Origin of the sequence: Burkholderia sp. AU44665 (assembly GCF_030504405.1) — a bacterium.
Lineage (GTDB): Bacteria > Pseudomonadota > Gammaproteobacteria > Burkholderiales > Burkholderiaceae > Burkholderia > Burkholderia semiarida.
Genome location: NZ_JAUJRI010000014.1, coordinates 33215 through 49256 on the forward strand (window position 1 = coordinate 33215; position 16042 = coordinate 49256).

General features: G+C 62.2%; 11 protein-coding genes. 5 read left to right on the top strand and 6 right to left on the bottom strand.

Going from position 1 to position 16042, the window contains the following annotated elements; genetic code table 11:
* The 6 genes from tssE to tssK form a co-directional block, all read right to left on the bottom strand.
* Positions 1–423 (bottom strand): type VI secretion system baseplate subunit TssE, encoded by a 423-nt coding sequence (gene tssE / locus QZM15_RS24210; protein WP_059575349.1) that lies wholly within the window; start codon positions 421–423, stop codon positions 1–3.
* Positions 420–3146, bottom strand: coding sequence for a type VI secretion system ATPase TssH (tssH, locus tag QZM15_RS24215; RefSeq protein WP_302107398.1), 2727 nt, complete (start codon positions 3144–3146; stop codon positions 420–422). The genes tssE and tssH overlap by 4 nt, the downstream gene beginning before the upstream one ends.
* Positions 3147–3253: 107 nt before the next feature.
* Positions 3254–3739, bottom strand: coding sequence for an Hcp family type VI secretion system effector (locus QZM15_RS24220; protein WP_059575329.1), 486 nt, complete (start codon positions 3737–3739; stop codon positions 3254–3256).
* Between the two features lie 96 nt (positions 3740–3835).
* Positions 3836–5587, bottom strand: coding sequence for an OmpA family protein (locus QZM15_RS24225; protein WP_302107399.1), 1752 nt, complete (start codon positions 5585–5587; stop codon positions 3836–3838).
* Positions 5588–5610: 23 nt separating this feature from the next.
* A complete protein-coding gene (locus QZM15_RS24230) occupies positions 5611–6366 on the bottom strand; it encodes a DotU family type IV/VI secretion system protein (RefSeq protein WP_302107400.1) in 756 nt (251 codons plus the stop codon).
* Positions 6366–7715, bottom strand: coding sequence for a type VI secretion system baseplate subunit TssK (tssK, locus tag QZM15_RS24235; protein ID WP_302107401.1), 1350 nt, complete (start codon positions 7713–7715; stop codon positions 6366–6368). The genes QZM15_RS24230 and tssK overlap by 1 nt, the downstream gene beginning before the upstream one ends.
* A gap of 562 nt (positions 7716–8277) precedes the next feature.
* Between tssK and tssB the strand changes: the two genes are divergently transcribed.
* The 5 genes from tssB (at position 8278) to QZM15_RS24260 (ending at position 15972) form a co-directional block, all read left to right on the top strand.
* Complete coding sequence (tssB, locus tag QZM15_RS24240) at positions 8278–8790, top strand: type VI secretion system contractile sheath small subunit (RefSeq protein ID WP_302107402.1); 513 nt, start codon at positions 8278–8280, stop codon at positions 8788–8790.
* 73 nt (positions 8791–8863) lie between these two features.
* Entirely contained in the window at positions 8864–10414 is a 1551-nt protein-coding gene (gene tssC / locus QZM15_RS24245) for a type VI secretion system contractile sheath large subunit (protein ID WP_099317182.1), read from the top strand.
* A gap of 79 nt (positions 10415–10493) precedes the next feature.
* Positions 10494–12833, top strand: coding sequence for a type VI secretion system Vgr family protein (locus tag QZM15_RS24250; protein ID WP_302107403.1), 2340 nt, complete (start codon positions 10494–10496; stop codon positions 12831–12833).
* A gap of 8 nt (positions 12834–12841) precedes the next feature.
* Positions 12842–15478 carry a glycoside hydrolase family 19 protein gene (locus tag QZM15_RS24255; protein WP_302107404.1) on the top strand — a complete coding sequence of 879 codons (2637 nt, stop codon included), beginning with the start codon at positions 12842–12844 and terminating at the stop codon, positions 15476–15478.
* The gene (locus QZM15_RS24260) at positions 15475–15972 is read left to right on the top strand and encodes a hypothetical protein (RefSeq protein ID WP_302107405.1); all 498 of its coding nucleotides are present in this window, start codon (positions 15475–15477) and stop codon (positions 15970–15972) included. The genes QZM15_RS24255 and QZM15_RS24260 overlap by 4 nt, the downstream gene beginning before the upstream one ends.
* The last annotated feature ends 70 nt before the right edge of the window (positions 15973–16042 follow it).

A 16042-nucleotide genomic window follows, 5' to 3' on the forward strand; every position in this document is an offset into this window, starting at 1 on the left:
TCACGATGGGTCGATGCGCCGGACGACGTGCAGGCGGCCCGGCGGCTCGAAGTAGGTGCCGAAGCGTACGAGCCCGGCGTTCTTCAGATGGCAGGTCATCTCGAAGCTGACGAGGATGCCGGGATCGCGGTTGTCGACGATCGCGACGTCGATCGCGCGAATGCGCGGTTCGTATTTCAACAGCGTCGCCTCCATCTGCTGCTTGAGTAGATGCGCGGACGCGGGCAATGCCTTGTAGATGTTCGTCAGGTCGGGCAGCCCGTAGTCGGGTAGATGCTTGAGCGCGCCGGCTCGCGTATTGAGAATACGGCGGACGTTCTGCTGGACGCTCAGGCATTCAAGCGTGCGATCGTCGTAGGCGCCGATCGGTTCGCCGCCGATCTGGCCGAGCAGCATGTCGTACAGCGACGGGCCGGCGGTCATTGTCGGCTCCATCGTTCGGTGCCGTCGTCGGCGGCCGTCGGCGCATCGACGAAATCGATCGTCAACGTGCCTTCGGCAGTCGCGGACAACGAGATCTGCCGTGGCGCGATGCCCGATGCCATCCGCGCAAGCAATTCGCGGGACACGACGGGCAGCACGCGCTGGTTCAGGAATGCATCGACGCTGCGTGCGCCCGATTCCCGCGATACGCAGTGCCGCGCGATCGAGTCGATCAGATCGTCCGCACACGTCAGTGTCACGCCGTGTTGCCGGAGCAGGCGCGCTGCGATCGTGTCCAGTTTGATGCGCACGATCGACGCGAGCGCCACGGCATCGAGCGGCCGATAGACGAGCGTCTGGAACCGCGCGAGCAGTGCCGGCTGGAAATGCGCGACCAGTTGCGCGTGAATGACTTCCCGCAATGCCGCCTGCGTGATCGATGCGTCCTCAGCCGTCGCATCGTCGATTTGCGCACTGCCGAGATTGGACGTCATCACGATCACGCAGTGGCGGAAATCGATCTCGCGCCCTTCGCCGTCGCGCATCGTGCCCCGGTCGAATACCTGATAGAAGATGTCGAGCACATCGCGATGCGCTTTTTCGACCTCGTCCAGCAGCACCACGCTGTACGGCCGCTGACGCACGGCTTCGGTCAGCACGCCGCCGCGCCCGTAGCCGACGTAGCCGGGCGGCGAGCCCTTGAGTTGCGACACGGTATGCGCTTCCTGGTACTCCGACAGGTTGATGGTCGTCAGCGCGGCGTCGCCGCCGAACAACAGGTCGGCCAGCGCTCGCGCGGTTTCGGTTTTGCCGACGCCGGACGGCCCGGCCAGAAGGAACACGCCGAGCGGCGCGTGTTCGCTCTTCAGGCCGGCCTTGGCGGTGCGCAGGCTCTCGGCCAATGCCGCGATCGCATCGTCTTGTGCGACCACGCGCGTCGCCAGCGTCGCTTCGAGGGCGAGCAGGTTGCGCAGTTCGTCCTCGACGAGGTTGCCGACCGGTACGCCGGTCCATTCGGCGACGACGCGCGCGATGGACGGCGCGTCGACGTCGGCGGCAATCATCGGCGACTTGCGTTGAACGGCCGACAACGCATCGAGCGCATCCGACACGGCTGCCGGATCGACCATCTGATTCGTTACGTCGCGAAGGGCATGCACGACGCCGACGAGTTCGCGTTCCCGCGTGTACTGATCCAGCAGCCTGTCGGCCGCGCCGCGGGCGGTATCGTATTCCGTGTCGATCGACGCACGCCGTTCGGCGACAGCGGCGATCCCGGCGTGGCGGTCCGCGTCCAGCGCGGCGCGCTCCAGTTCGAGCGCCGCCAGCGTCGCACGCGCCTGCTGCAGTTCCGCGGGCGGCACGTCGAGTGACATGCGCACGCGTGCGGCGGCCGTGTCGATCAGGTCGACGGCCTTGTCCGGCAACTGTCGCGCGGGAACATAGCGGCGCGACAACCGCACGGCCGCGACGATCGCTTCGTCGCGGATATGCACGCCGTGATGCTTCGCGTAGCGGCTCGCGAGCCCGCGCAGCATCAGGCAGGCGGTGTCGTCGTCCGGTTCGTCGACCTTGATGACCTGGAAGCGCCGTTCGAGTGCGGCGTCGCGCTCGAAATACTGCTTGTACTCGGCCCACGTGGTGGCCGCGATCGTGCGCAATTCCCCGCGCGCGAGTGCCGGCTTGAGCAGGTTGGCCGCATCGGCGCCGCCCGCCGCGTTGCCTGCGCCGATCAACGCATGGGCTTCGTCGATGAACAGCAGGATCGGTGTTTCGGACGCGCGCACTTCGTCGATCACGTTCTTCAGCCGTTGCTCGAATTCGCCCTTGACGCCCGCACCGGCCTGCAACAAGCCGAGATCGAGTGTCAGGATGCGCGTGTCGCGGATCGTTTCCGGCACGCTGCCTTCCACCACACGCAGCGCGAGCCCTTCGACGAGCGCGGTCTTGCCGACGCCTGGTTCGCCGACCAGGATCGGATTGTTCTTGCGGCGGCGCGCGAGTACGTCGATCATCTGCCGGATCTCGTGGTCGCGGCCGAATACCGGGTCGATCTCGCCTTCGCGCGCCTTTTCGGTCAGGTCGAGCGCGAAACGGGCGAGCGCATCGCCGTCGATCGCGCGCGCCGGCACGTGCGGCGCATGCGGGGCCGCGTTGCCGGTGGGGGTCGATGCCGCCGTCCCGGCGCCGCGCTGACTGCCGGCCGGGTTGGTCTCCCGCATCGATACCGTTTCGTCGCGCGCGTTTTCACACGAGCGCCGCCCGAGCCGGGGCAGCACACGCCTGATCTGCGTACTCGAAACCGACAGCAGCGGCCATGCCCGCTGGGTGCGCAGCACATGCGGTGCGTCGACGATCGCCTGTAGCAGATGCCCGGAGCGAATGGCGCCGTCGCGGTCGTCGGATACCGCCTGCGCCCATGCGTCCTCGATCACCGTGGCGAGCTGCCGTGACAACGCCGGCACGCCGCGCAGCGTACGCGGCATGCGGTCGATCACGTCGATCATCGCATCCCAGACGGCATCGATGTCGAGATCGTAGTGACGCAGGATCGCCGGAATATCGCCGTCGTCCGCCTCGATCAGCTTCAGCACCCAGTGCTCGACCGCGATTTCGTCGGCGAGCCGGGTCTGACAAAGGCTTGCAGCGGCTTCGAGCGCACGCGTGCAATTAGGATTGAGACGGCGAATGAGATGGGAAGCATCCCGGAGCGGCGGCGTCATGTCGGTAGCGGATCAGGAGAGGGAGAGGGCGCGCATCCGTCGATGCGCATGCGAACCGGCGGAATCCGGTGCGCGCACGCACCGGATTCCCCCGGCCGGTCAACACGTCAGGAACGTTCGTTCCACGTGTCCTTGTGGATGATGTTGCCGTCCTTGTACGACCACGTGATCGTCTCGTAGCGCAGTTCCACGTCTTCGAGATGGTTGTGCTTCTCGTAGTCGGGGTTCTTGATGTCGAGCATCTTCGGCTTCACCGCGACGATCTTCACGTTGTCGAGCTTCGTGTTGAAGTATTCCTTCTCCTTGCCCGCGTCGTCGATCCGATACCATTTGATCTCGACCGACTTCAGCGTCTGGCCGCTCGTCACGGCCTTGTACAGGTACGGCGTCGACGCGTCCGTTTCCTTCGTCAGCATGATCGGCTTGTGCACGCGCGTGCCGGTGAGCTTGCCCGTATTGCCGTCGGTCGGGATGTGCACGCCGTGGTCGAACGCGACCAGTTCGACGCTGCCCTCGCGATCCTGGACGGTTACCGAGCCCTTGATGTCCGCGCCACCGTCGTCCTTGAGCCACATGTAGGCCGGAATTGCCATTTGTTCACTCCTTCTTTTCGTACTGCGAATCGCCGGAACCTAGTTCCGGCGCTGACAAGCCCGAGGCGTCGCCCCGGGACCCAAAAATGTTGCGTATTACCGCGCGGTGCTCGTCGGGACGGCCGGCACCGGCGCATCGGGAACGAGCGTGATTTCGACCCGGCGATTCTTCGCTCGCCCCTGCGGTGTCGCGTTGTCCGCGACCGGCCGTGTATCGCCGTAGCCCTGGATCGCGAACTGCGTCGGCGGGATGCCCGACGCATCGACGAGCCAGTCGCGCACGGCCGACGCGCGATCGATCGACAGCTTGAGGTTCCGATCGGGCCGACCCCGATCGTCCGTGTAACCGGCGACGAGCACGCGCTTGTCCGGATGAGCCTTGATGAGGTCGAGCGCATCGACCATCGCGCGCGTGGTGCCGGCCTTGAGCCGCGCGTTGCCGCTGTCGAACAGCGACATGCTGTCCAGCGTGACGACGGCGGGCGGCGGCGGGGGCGGTTCGTAAGAGGCGATCGCGTCGTCGAGAAGCGGCAGTAGCTGCGCACCGCGATAGGTGCCGAACGACAGCCGCAGCGGAACGCCGACGCGGGCGTATCGGTCGAGTTGATCGCGGTCCGCTGCAAGAGACAGCAGCGCGTCGCGCTTCGCGGCGTCCTGCGTGACGGGGATGCGGTTGTAGCGCTCCAGATGCGCGCCGACGCGGGCCATCAGCGCTTCATTGTTCCGGGCGGCTGCGCAAATGGCGACGACCGCCGCGCACGCGACGATCGCAATCGCATGCGCGACTGCGGCGACGCGCGGCGATCGCCACGCGCGGCGCGGCATCGTATCGATCAGCGGTTGCGGAAAGGGCCACGGGAGCGGCGACGCGGGCAATGTGGCCGGCGTGATACCCGTCAGCGCGCGCACTTCGCGTTCCCATGGTTTGCCTGGGCCGGACGCCGGGCCGTGATCGATCCAGCCGGCGCCGAGCAGCGGCCACGGCGACGCGGGCTGACGTCGGTCCGTCAGCGTGTCGAACACGAGACGGCGGGTCCATCCGACGATCGACGCGATTCCGGCGGCGCGGGCCGAGACGGCCGGATTTGCGTCTGCATGGAGTGCGTCCGACTCGGCCGCCTCGATTGCGGTGTCGAAGCCGTGCAGATTCGCGATGGCCGAGCCGGTCGACATACCGTACCACTGCGCCGCCGATGCGCCGGCGGCGGCCTTCGTCGCCACGCTCGCATCCGACAGTCGCTGATAGACGGCGACATAGCCCGGCAGCGACGCGCCCAGCATGCGACACGCATCGGCGACGGCCTGCCGGATCACGCGCAGGTTCTGCGACAACGTATCGTCGCTCGCATGGAGGCCGGGCGCGACCGAGAGCACGACGCAATCGGGTGCATGGCCGTCTCGCCACTGACGGACGGCGACGGCAAGCCGGGCGAGATCCTGCGGGCGATCGGCGCGCAGCCAGATTGCGCCGTCGCCCACGTGAACGAAACGTGCGCGCGCCGTATCGCGATCGAACAAGGCGGACAGGCCGTCGCCGGTGACGAGCGCGAGCGGCATTTTCGTGCGCAGTGCGACGGGCAGGTCGGCGGTGGCCGCGCCCAGTTGCGCAAGCGCGTGCACGTTCCGTTCGCGGGCACGCGTCAGCCGGCGCGAATGCAGCCAGACGACGAGCGCGGAAAGCACAGCGACGCTCGCCGTCAATCCCCACATGACGCCGCGATCGACGGCCAAAACCCATCCGATGATAGCCAGCGCGAGCGTCGCGGATAGCGTGACGATCGTGCGCAGCGGATAGCCGAGACCCGACAGCGCCGCGTTTGCGGCATCGGATTCGACGTGGGTCGCCACCCGTGGGAGAGGGGTATCCGACGTCACGGCCGCTTCACTTTCTGGACGAGTTGCGCCAGTTCCGCGTCGAGAATGCGATCCCACGCGAACCATGCGAGTATCGCGATCACGCAGGCCGTTCCGGCGATCGCCCATGGCGACAGATGTGTGAGCCGGTCGATCAGTCGCGTGTTCGAACGATCGGTGACGAACCCCGGCCGCACAGCCGGCCGTAATTGATCGATTTGCGCGACCAGCGCAGCCAGCAATGCCAGACGCGTTGCCTCGCCTTCGTGGGCGTCCGCCGACGAGCCCGCGCGAGCGGCGTAGCGGCCGCGGAATCCCAGACCGAAAATGGCCGCATAGCATTCGAGCAGATCGACGTTCGGCGCGGGTTCGCGCATCCGGTACTCGAGCCGCTCGTAAATGCGCGTGCCTGCGTCGTGCGTGCCGAACCGGTCGACCTGCAGCGGCCTGGACTCCCAGTTCGCCTTGTCGGCGGCGGGCAGATGCCGCAGCGCGGTTTCATCGATCAGCGCGCATTGCGCGACGAGCAAATCGTCCCGTATGTCGGCGGCAACCCCCTGTGCATCGAGTGCCGTCGCCAACTGCGCGACGAGCCGGGCGCACTGCTGACGCAGCCCTTCCGGGTTGTCGACCTCGCCGCCGCTCGACAGCTGCGCGACGAGCAGTGCCGTATCGCGCAGCAGCGCACGCATCGAAGGCCCGGCCGCGTGGCTGGACGATGGCTCCCGCGCCAGCAACGCGGAATCGTGACGTGTGGAGACGATGGCGTTCATCAGCGCAGCACCGCGTAGAGTTCGATCGATGCGTCGGGAACCGACGCCGGCAGATAGATCTGGCAAGCGCGCGCGGCCAGCATTCGCGCATGGGCGGCGTCGTGCGCATCCAGCGCGAAATAATGGTTGTCCAGCCGCACCGGAATGGCGCCCGGCACGCGCTGCACGGCCTTGAGCGGAATTCCCGCCACCGCGGAATTGACGATGTGCTCGACGTCGTCCGGCGCACCGATCTTGCACAGGCGCGGGAACTGTTCGACGAGCTCGAACGCCGGTAGCGCCGCATTGACGGACAGGTACCAGTCCGCCGCGCCCTCGACGATCCGCTCGTCAAGGAACTGGCCGGCCCAGGTGGTCGGCGTTGTGTGCGAGAGCCCGATCGACACGACCCGCGACGGGATGATCGCGTCGAGCAGATCGCGGATCAACGCCTCGAGCGTCGCGAACACCTCGTGTGCGCCGGCATGATCGTAAGGCGGGATGTCGGTCAGCGACACGTGTGTCGAGAAAGTGATCAACGAGCCTGCCAATTGCGCGAGCACCTGGTACAGACGATCCGTGGGCTGCGCGGGATGCGACGCGAGGAAGCGCAGTTGCGGCCACGCCTGATGAATGCAGTGCAGGAGCCAGAAGAGCTGGACGTCGGCGACACCGTATTCGGCAACCTGTTCGATCCGTTCGCTGCGGCGCGCGCCGAGGAGCGCGCTCTTGGCGGCGAGGATATCCGCGAGCCGCCGGATGCGTTCGATATGCAGCGGATGACCCGACAGCGACAGACAGGGCGGTACATATTCGCGATCGATCTGGAACTGGCCGCTCGTCGTGCGCGTCAGGCGAGCGATTGCGCATGCGGTGTCGTCTGCATGCGATTCGTGGCCGAACAGCAAGCGGACGGCGTGGCGCTCGGCTGCGATTTCGGCTTCGCCCGCGCCGTTCAGGTCCACCACCTTCACGAACTCCCGATACGCGCGACGCGGACGGGCCAACGCCGTCTCGTCGAAACGGCAGTTGCCGCCGTTCGCATCGGGCAGCGCGAGTGCGGCGAGCACGTCGACGGTCTGGGTATCGGCGGGAATTTCGCGGCCGAGGTCACGCGCGGGCGGCAGTGCGTCGGCGATGGTCGTGTCGATCGGCGTGCCGTCCGGAAAGCGTAGCCGAAGCCGCGTGAGCTTCAGACGGCCGGACGCCAGTGCTTCTTCGTCGACATCGACGTTCAGCGTTCCCCACGGCGACGCGGCGACCGCCGACGCCAGTTGTTGCAGCGCGAACCCGTTCCAGCGGTCCTGCTGCTGGAAATGCTGCTGCGTGAGAATCAGCCCTTCATGCCAGAGCGGCTTTTCGATCCGCATGGTGTAGTCAATATCGATCAGAAGTTATGAGGCGCCGATTCTAACCATCATTTGCCGATTTCGTCACTCCGTCATCGGGTAATTTGTTGACGAATGTGTCATTTATATCGAGATAAGAGTGGGGTTGATTTTGAGATTGTGGTGTGAATTGTTTTTGTGATCTACGGGAATTTGTGTGCGCTGATTTATCGAGATTTTTGCGAGTGTCGTTTGCTGAATTTCGTTATAAATATCAATGAGTTGTGGTGAGCATTCAGTTATTTGAGATTGATTTTGGTGTAGTTCATGTCTGCCTCGGGCGAGGGGGTGATATAGGACGAGTATTAATTGATCCGTTTCTCGTTAGGTCGGATGTGATTTTTGATTTCTGTCTGTTTACTTTTCATGAAATTGCATGATATTTTCTGCCGTCTGAATCGGCACGTCATGCCGCGAATATCCGATTCGGTCGTGCGTCAATACGGGTTGCGATTTTCTACAAAAGTGACGTGAACGACGGTGCACTCGTGGTCCGGGGTGCATATCGCGGAATCTTCAAGCTTTCTGAGATAAGGAGAACGAATTGGATAGCTTTCAGCGAGAGATCCCGAAGAGCCGGGTGTCGATCACTCTCGACTTGCATACGGGCGGCGCGCAGAAGAAGGTCGAGCTGCCCCTGAAGCTGTTGGTGGCGGGCGACTTCAGCGCCGGCCGCGAGCAGGCGCCGCTTGCCGAGCGCAAGAAGGTGAACATCGACAAGAACAATTTCGATGCCGTGCTGGCCGACTACGCGCCGGATCTCAAGATTGCCGCGAGCAACACGCTGGCCGGCGACGGTTCCGAGTTGCCCGTCAACCTGGCGTTCCGGTCGATCAAGGATTTCGAACCCGAGCAAGTGGCGCGCCAGATTCCCGAGCTTCAGGCGCTCCTCGCGATGCGCAACCTGCTGCGCGACCTGAAATCGAATTTGCTCGACAACGGGACGTTCCGTCGCGAGTTCGAGAAGGTGCTGAAGGACGACCGCCTGTCCGCGAAGCTGCGCGGCGAGCTCGCGCAGATCGCGACCGCCGCGACGCAGCCTGAAGGGCATGCGTGAGCGACGCCGGGCAAAACGCGCGTTCAGCGCATTCCGCAACTTCGTAGCCATTCGACCGCAGACAGGATCCGAGATGAAACCCACTGAAACGCAGCAGGCCGGCGCGACCGAGACCGTCGTGCTGGACGCCCCGCATGGGGATATCGACAGCGTCTATGCGTCGCTGTGCAGCAAGATCAACTTGAAGCCCATTAGCGAGGCGCGCCCGCTCGAGGCGTTCCGCGACAACGACATGCTGTCCGAGGCGTCGGCCGACGAGCGCATCGCGCGCGGGATGAGCGCGTTCCTCGAACTCGTCGCGAACGCGCGCCAGCCGGTGGACCGGCTCGACAAATCGCTGCTCGACTTCCACATTGGCCAGATCGACCGGCAAATCAGCCGCCAGCTCGACGCCGTGATGCACACGCCGGAATTCCAGGCGCTCGAAGCACGCTGGCGGGGCCTGAAGATGCTCGTGAGCCGTACCGATTTCCGCAAGAACGCGCGCATCGAGGTGCTCGACGTATCGAAGGACGCGCTGCAGCGCGACTTCGAGGACACGCCGGAACTGATCCAGAGCGGCCTGTATCGCCTCACCTACATCGAGGAATACGACACGCCGGGCGGCCAGCCGATCAGCGCGATGATCAGCGACTTCGAGTTCGCGAATTCACCGATGGACGTTGCGCTGCTGCGCAATATTTCGAAGGTCGCGGCTGCCGCGCACATGCCGTTCATCGGCTCGGTCGGGCCGGCGTTCTTCGGCAAGCGGTCGATGGAGGAAGTGGCGGCGATCCAGGACATCGGCAACTACTTCGATCGCGCCGAATACATCAAGTGGAAGAGCTTCCGCGATACCGACGATGCGCGTTACGTCGGCCTGACGATGCCGCGCGTGCTCGGCCGTTTGCCGTACGGCAAGGACACGGCGCCGGTGCGGGCGTTCAACTATGAGGAGGCCGTCAAGGGCCCCGATCACGACAAGTACCTGTGGATGAACGCGTCGTTCGCGTTCGCGGCGAACATGGTGCGCAGCTTCGTGAGCAATGGATGGTGCGTGCAGATCCGCGGGCCGCAGGCGGGCGGCAAGGTCGAGGATCTGCCGGTTCACCTGTACGACCTCGGCACCGGCTACCAGCCGAAGATCCCGACCGAAGTGCTAATCCCGGAGACGCGCGAATTCGAATTCGCGAATCTCGGCTTCATCCCGCTGTCGTTCTACAAGAACCACGACTTCGCATGCTTCTTCTCCGCGAACTCGGCGCAGAAGCCGGCGCTGTACGAAACCAAGGAAGCGACCGCGAACAGCCGCATCAACGCGCGGCTGCCGTACATCTTCCTGTTGTCTCGCATCGCGCACTACCTGAAGCTGATCCAGCGCGAAAACATCGGCACGACCAAGGATCGCCGTCTGCTTGAGCTCGAACTGAACAACTGGATCAAGGGGCTCGTCACCGAGATGAAGGATCCGGGCGACGAGTTGCAGGCGTCGCATCCGCTGCGCGAGGCGAAGGTCACGGTCGAGGATATCGAGGACAACCCGGGCTTCTTCCGGATCAAGCTGTTCATCGTCCCGCACTTCCAGGTCGAGGGGATGGACATCGGGCTGTCGCTCGTGTCGCAGATGCCGAAGGCCAAGAACTGATCCGACGTGTGATGGCGAACCGCCGGGGTGACGATGATTGCCCCGGCGGCACCGCCTGTTTGCGCAACCGAGAGAGTCGATGTCGATGATTTTGCCTACGCAGGCTTATGAATTGAAGCTGGCGCCGCATCCGGCGCCGTTCTCGATCCTGAAGTTCACGGGGCTGGACCGCGTGAGCCAGCTTTATCGGTACGAGATCGAATTCACAAGCCCCGTGGCCGGGATCCCGATGGACCAGGTGCTGGGCCGGCCGGCGAAGTTCGTTGCGGATCCGGTCGACCCGGACATGGATTACCTGCGAAAGATGTTCGGGGAGAACGCGGCTCGGTTCAGTACGAAGCCGGCGGCGTATACGGTTCATGGTGTGATCACGCAATTCGACGAGCTTGAGACTTCGGCGGACGAAACGCGTTACCGCGTCGTGCTGGAACCGACGCTCGCGGATCTCGATCGCGGCGTGACCAGCCGCTTGTTTCAGAAGCAGTCGGTCGAGGAGATCGTGACCGACACGCTTCGGCACTACGGTTATCGCGCGGGGGTGGATTTTCAGTTCCAGTTGCGCGGGCAGTACAAGCGCCGTGAATACGTGACGCAGTATCACGAGACTACGTTCGCGTTCATCCGGCGCATGTGTGCGGAAGAGGGGATCTGGTTTCGCTGGGAGCAGAAGAAGGATCGCGCGGTGGTGGTGTTCGGCGACGATCTCGATGCGTATGCGCGCAAGCAGCGCACGGTGCCGTATCGGCGTGATTCGGGGCTGGAGAGTGTCGGTGCGGATGCGATCAAGACGCTCGGGCGCGAGATGAAGCGCGTGCCGGAGGCGGTGCGGTTGCATGACTACAACCATCGACAGGCCGGGGTGTCGCTGCTGGTTGAGGAAAACACGGCGCGCGACGACAAGACGACGAACGCCGTCGATTATCGCTGGGGCGAGCATTACGAGACGCCCGAAGAGGGCAAGCGGGTGGCGCGGTTGCGGCACGAGGCCTATCTGGCCGGGCAGATCACGTTCAGGGGAACGGGTAATCCGTTCTGGCTCGAAGCCGGCGAGGTCATGCGCGTCGAGCCGAAGCCAGCCGATGCGAAACATGGGGTCTTCGTGACGTCGGTCGAGTCGCACGGCGGGCGTAACGAGTCGTACTGGGTGGCGTTCGAAGGGATTCCGTCGGATCGCGTGTGGCGCACGTCGATGGCCTCGATTTCGCGGCCGGTGGTCGACGGGATTCTGCCAGCGCGGATTACGTCGCCAGGCAACTACAAGTATGCGTACCTGACCGAGCAGGGCTGGTACGTCATCAAGCTGCCATTCGATCTCGATGAATGGAGCCCGGGTGGGACGAGCCGGCCGGTGCGGTTGGCGAAGCCGTATAGCGGTGGCGATTATGGGCATCACTTTCCGTTGATCGACGGGGCGGAGGTGGCGATCGTCCATACGGACGGCGATCCAAACCGGCCGGTGATCATCGGGGCGATGCATGACAGCGTGCATCCGGATCTGGTCAACAACCTGAACCATACGCGGAACCTGATTCGGACGGCTGCGCGCAATGAGTTGCGGATGGAGGATAGGGAGGGCAACGAGCATGTCCATCTAATCACGCCGTTCCGGGCAAGTCAGCTGAATCTGGGCTTCATGGTGGACATCGATCGCAACGCGCGCGGAACGGGGGCTGAACTCGCCACCGACGGTCATGCGTCGATCCGGGCGGCAGACGGCGTGCTCGTATCGGCCGAGGCGCAACCGGGCGCGGCCGGCGAGCAGCTTGCCATGCACAACGCGGACGCAACATTCGCGCAGGCCGAAGAAATTCTGCGTTCGCTCAATGATGCCGCGAACGCCGCAAAGGCACTACAGGCCGAGGCCAATCAGCAACGCGTGCTGATTGAGCAGAAGTTGAGCCGCCTCCAGAAACCCGTCATCGTCGCAAGTGCGCCGGAAGGTGTCGGCATCGCGAGCGGGCAGCACGTTCAGGTTGCTGCACGCAAGCAGATGTTCATCACGGCCGGCGAAGGATTGGACATCGGCGTCATGAAGCGTATCACCGCGGCGGCCGGTGAAGCGATTTCGTTCTTCGCGGCGAGGCTGGGAATTCGACTCTTCGCGGCAAAGGGCAAGGTGCAGATTCAGGCGCAAGGCGACGGCATGGAACTGATGGCGATGCAGGACGTGCACGTGTGTTCTTCGGATGGCGGAATCACGATAACCGGTCGTAAAAGCGTCACGATCGGTGATGGCTCGGGTGCCTATATCAAGCTGTCAGGCGGAAAGATCGTGCTCGGGAGTCCTGCGGGGGAAATCGAGCTGAAAGGCGACCTGACCGTCAATGACGCCGACGGCGGGAGTTTCAAGTTTCCGACGTGGTCCTCGGTGCCGCCAAAGGACGTGAAAAACACACTGAATTTCGGTTTTTCGGAGTAAGCCCGACCATGGCGACCAAACGCACATCGAAAAATGCGCCGAAGCGAGCGACGCCGCCCAAGTCAACGCCGACGCCTGCCAAGCCTGCTCTGAAGAAACTGTCGTTCGCATTTCCGTTCTTGCGTAAAGGCAATGGCGTGTCCGATGCGTCAACCCGATTCACCGATGAGCACGATATCTATCGGCTGTTGGCCGAGCGTGAACCGTCCGGCACCTATCTTTCGAGCAGCAACGGCATGTGGCACGGCGGCATCCATATCACGGAGGCCGGTGCGGGCCAGTCGCTGGACCTCGACGGGGGATTGCGCTGTATCGCCGACGGTATGCTGATTGCGTTTCGCGCCAACAAGACCTATCCGGTCAGCGAAATGGCGGCTGCCGATAGTGGGGCGCCGTATGAAGCGCCGTATAGCACGGGCTTCGCGCTGGTGCGGCATACGATGGAGTTCCCGCGGGATACCAAGCTGACGTTCTACAGCTTGTATATGCACCTGATGTCCTGGGAGGACTACGCAAATTTCCCGAAACGGGAGAAGCCGTCGTATTGGCCGCGGCAATGGCGGGTGACGCAGTATGCGCAGGATAAACCGGTGTCGGGAAAAAACGGACAGGCTCCCGATCCGGCGCAGCAGGGGTTGCGAGTCCGCAAGGCTCCGAACGGTGCGCCTATTGGCATCGTGCCTCAGGGGACCAGCGTCGGCATCGGGAAGATTGAGACGAAGCACGGGAAGGTGTGGGGGCAACTGACGGATCTACACGGGGCATCGCTGTATCCGCAACACGCGGGCGGTTATGTCGAGCCCTCGAGCGCGATCGGTGGGTGGGTTTTCCTCGGCCAGGAAAATGGCGGGCCGGTTGCCGAGGAGGCTGTCGAGGACGCGATGTTCGATCGGGTTGTCGTGGTAACGGATCAAGCCAAGCCTGGGGACACCCCCGGTATTCCAATCAAGGCGGGGGATCTGATCGGACACCTGGGGCGATACGACTCGTTGAATCAACGTAGCTCGGGCGTTCGAATGGCGCACGTCGAGGTTTTCTGTGATGACAGCATCCGGCCGTTCCTCGAGCAAGGGCGTGCATGGGTTAGCCAACATGGTTCGCGCAAGGAGGACTGGGCCGAGCTCGGGCTTCCGTCGGAACCGACCATTCTGCGAATCGAGCCGGGTACGGTGCTGTATCAGCGTACGCCGAACAACGAATTTGTACAGGGCGCGGATCCGCAATCGCGAAAAACAGACCGTGTGCAGGTGTACTCGCTCGCCGAACTGGCGCGTGATTCGAGACGGCGTGTTCCGGTGCCCGGACCGAATCCCGATCCAGGTTATCCGGTGAGCTGGTGGCATGTCGACGGCGTGAACGCCCACGGGCACGCGATTGAAGGCTGGGTGTGCGATTTCAACTTTGCTGGCGGGCGAGTGACCCGTGAGTTCGCACAGAAGTGGATCGATTTCGAGTGTTTGGCAGATACCCACGATCCGGCACATACGATTTTTGCGACGACGCAATCATGGATTGATTACGCGAGCGGTGCGAATGCGTCTGATCTCGCATCGTGTTCGAAGCTCAGTCCGTTGATGCTCAAGGTATACGACGCACTGTACAAGAGGGGTGATGGTAGCCGCGCGGCTGACGAGCTTTGCACGTTGTCGACAGGCGAACGGGATGGATATCCGTGGTTGATGCAAGCGGCGTCGCGACTGATCGTCAAGCACGAGAGCGAGTGGGCGAATCCGTCGAAGTGGAAGCAGTTGATCGCCGAGTTGGAGAAGCAGACGGGGCCTAAGCCGCAGCATGAGGAAGAGCGGAAGCGGATTGAGAAGTTGGCGTGGTGGGATGAGGTGGGGGCTGGGGTGTCGGGCTTCCCCGGGGCGGAGGTTTTTCACGTCAATGCCATCGGGATGATAGGTAATTTCTTCGGGGGGAAGTTTCAATTCACTATGCAAATGATGAGGCGAATATTCCCGGGTGCACAGGTAGATGCTCTCCAAGCCGTGATCGACGAGTTCAATGCACATATTGATTTTTATAAATTGAACTCACCGCTTCGTAGGGCACATTTCTTTGCTCAAGTAATGCAAGAAACGGGGCCTTCTCTAAATATTGAAGAAGGCTTTGTCTGGAAGGCTGATACGCTGATAATAAAATTCTCCTATTTTAAGAAAAATCCAAAAATTGCCAAGAATCATGGCTATGATAAAAAGAGGGGAGTCAAAGCGGACGGAACTCCCATGAGCGGAGAGGATTTCGAAATCATTGCGAATGGCGCATATGGCGGGCGGGCTGAATTAGGTAATGGGGACTACGATAGCGGGGATGGATGGAGATACCGGGGCCGAGGTATGAAGCAGCTCACGGGGCGCGCAAATTATAGGGATTTTACAAGTTGGAATAAGCGTAATCAGGCTCAATGGCCTGACGACATTCCGAATTTCGAAGAAAATCCTGATCTCTTGATGCAGGCCAAGTATGCTGCCCGGTCAGCTGCATATTTTTGGGTAAGCCGCCAGCTGCCTGCTATCGCCGATAGAGGGGCGACGGCAAATCAAGTTGATGCAATTACTGCAGTTATAAATAAAAAAACAGACAGCTACGCCAAGCGAGTGGAAAATTTCGAAAAAATTAACGCGCGAGGAGATTTAAATTGAAACGTCATTTGCTGGCTGCTTTGTTTTTCCTGGTTGGTGCGGTTCTAGCTGTCAATCTAGTCGGGATGGCACATGCGGTTGAGGCTACATTGTGTCAACCACACGAAGAAATTTACTTCAGTTGTTCAGTCGGGGAAAAAGTGGTCTCATTATGTGCATCGGGTAACATTTCTCCAGATAACGGATATGTTCAGTACAGGTATGGTAAGCCAGGTCATGTCGATCTACAGTTTCCGAATAAGCCGTATCCGCCGAGGAGGTATTTCGGTATCAGTGATATTTCCATCGGAAGCTTGAGTTTTGTGCATGTGAAATTCAGAATTGGGAAATATGATTACGTGATATATCAAGGATCTCCGAGCGGGGTCTACGTCAAAAAAAACGGCGATCTTGTTTCGAATCGCGTGTGTGACCATGGAGATTATCCGTTATTGAGCCGGCGAGTATTTCGCGGAATAGTGACGGTCCCGATTGTTGATGGTGTGGATAATTAATGGTTGCGCCATCCGTGGTTCGATCGTTTGGCGTCTCTGTCGAATTGGAAATTTATAAAATGCTTGATCG